Origin of the sequence: Psychrobacter sp. AOP7-B1-24 (assembly GCF_052376215.1) — a bacterium.
In the GTDB taxonomy this organism is placed as follows: domain Bacteria; phylum Pseudomonadota; class Gammaproteobacteria; order Pseudomonadales; family Moraxellaceae; genus Psychrobacter.
Map to the genome: position 1 here is coordinate 1 of NZ_JBQSVL010000155.1, position 2,021 is coordinate 2,021.

Sequence of the window (2,021 nt, forward strand, 5' to 3'; positions counted from 1 at the left end):
AACAGTATGGACAAGACAACATTCATTTTATCGATGGCTTTCCCATTCCTGTATGCCAATATGCCAGAGCGTATCGGTATAAAACCTTCAAATACGAAGGTAGTTATAGTTACTGCGCCTCAAAGCAACAAAAATATTTCGGCTTTGAAGGACATTTACTCATTAATCTATCGGGCATGATAACCAATTTTACCTTTGCCTCTGCCAGAATAGATGAAAGATTAGTGGCACCTGATATGCTTGATAATATCAAAGGCTTGTTAGGTGCAGATATGGGCTATATTAGCCCTGATTTATCTGAGTATTGCTTTAAGCGATGTGTTGATTTGCAAACACCGCTTAGAAAAAATATGCCCGATAAACGACCAATCAGTGTACTTAATCGTCTTAAAAATGCTCGTCGCAATATTGAGACGGTGATTGGTCAGTTATCACAGCGGTTTAATATGCAAAAGGTGAGAGCGAGAGATTTATGGCATTTATCCCACAGATTTATGCGTAAAATCTTGGCTCATAACTTCTGCTTTGTAATCAATAAACAGTTAGGTAATCCCCCACTTCAGTTTGAGTTGCTTATTTCAAGTTGAGAGTGGGGTTTATCATCATAACTTGTACTGAAAGCCACCAAATCAGCTAATGCTCTGGTAGCGTCTTGATCCTTAGTGCTGGCTCTCACATAAATACGAACGGTCATAACGCTACCTCTATTACTTAGACTTAATAATTAATGTTCATTGATAACAGCAAGAGATTGCTATCATTTAATATCAGATACAAGTCTAATGATAGATAAATTATTATTTAAAGGTTTTATGTTTTAGGTATAGACTAATGATAAGGGGTTGAAGTGGCTCCGTTGAGGTATAAGTTGATGAAATGGTTGGACGCATTAAAAAAGATCCTGCTTTTTTTAATAAAGAACGTCCTATCCGTACATACCTAAATGATTAGTTTATTTTAGCACTTTGTTGATATTTTCAATGAGCTTAGTCCAATTGCTTATCTCATCTTCTGTAAGGCTTGAAGCGTCATTACTCTTACACCATTTAATAAAATGTTTGGCTAAGTCATATTTTGAAAAGTTGGGAACTTGTGATTGAAATATACTCACAATACCTCTTGTGGACTGCGAATCTGCTATCGACTTACAGTCGATTGAATATTCTGTTTCTACGATTCTAACAAGTGTATCTCTCAATAAGTCTTCTATCTCTGGAGAAGTAACGTTTTGACAGTAGTCTTTAGTTCGAAGGATGTTTTTATTACCTAGAGTATATACCAAGCTATCTTGAGTAGCTGCCTGATTTCCAGCACTATCAGAATCAAGTAAAGCTGCAATTTTCAAATTTTGAGCATGTAGTATGGTGGCGTAGTAGACTACTTTGCCAGCTGTATTAGCGAAAACTAGAGAGATTTTATCGTTCAAGTCAGCTATTTTTTTTGCGCGTAAAAGTGCTGACGCTGCCTCTATATACCAGTAATCTGTTAGCCCCTCTAAAATTAGATTCTTCTTTTGCGTAAATAAGCTTTGAGCCAAATCGTATCCTAATGCTTCTTGGAGAGGGAGAAGAGCCGCTGGATCGCTTGAATTAATTGTATTATGTACTTTAGTACCATCACTACGATCTTTCATTTCCACAACTTTGACAATATTTAGTTCATCAGGCCCTACTAGAAATGGAGAGTGAGTGGTATAGATAGTTTGGTTTTGTTCCGCTAATCTTGATATTGTTGTTCTAAAATCTCGTTGCTTCAAAGCATGAAGGCTCATGCCTGGTTCATCTAGAAGAAGAATAGCATTTTTATGTTTATCCGCAGCTTCTGCAAAGAAAATTCTTAGATTAACACACCAAGTGCAACGCTAATTAATATTATAGAACGCCTGCATAGGCGTCTTAAACCCTAATCGTTTTCTTGGTCTGTTGTTTAATTTGTTCTCAATGTCCTGCATCTCATCATCAGAGACTTGTCTAAAGTCACAACCCTTAGGCAAGTACTCTCTGATAAGGCCGTTGGTATTT

General features: G+C 36.8%; 3 protein-coding genes and 1 pseudogene. 1 reads left to right on the top strand and 3 read right to left on the bottom strand.

Annotated elements, in window-relative coordinates; all coding sequences use genetic code 11:
- Positions 1 to 587 (top strand): IS982 family transposase (locus tag ACT3QP_RS14635; protein ID WP_444526003.1); only part of this gene is annotated, 587 nt, incomplete at its 5' end.
- A gap of 8 nt (positions 588 to 595) precedes the next feature.
- Here the strand turns inward: ACT3QP_RS14635 and ACT3QP_RS14640 are convergent.
- From ACT3QP_RS14640 to ACT3QP_RS14650, 3 genes and pseudogenes are all read right to left on the bottom strand, one after another.
- Positions 596 to 694: pseudogene (locus tag ACT3QP_RS14640) on the bottom strand (recombinase family protein); the annotation flags it as partial.
- A 258-nt stretch (positions 695 to 952) separates the two neighbouring features.
- On the bottom strand, positions 953 to 1,834 hold the full coding sequence (locus tag ACT3QP_RS14645; protein WP_444526004.1) for an ATP-dependent nuclease: 882 nt from the start codon (positions 1,832 to 1,834) through the stop codon (positions 953 to 955).
- A gap of 27 nt (positions 1,835 to 1,861) precedes the next feature.
- Positions 1,862 to 2,021 (bottom strand): transposase (locus ACT3QP_RS14650; protein ID WP_444526005.1); only part of this gene is annotated, 160 nt, incomplete at its 5' end.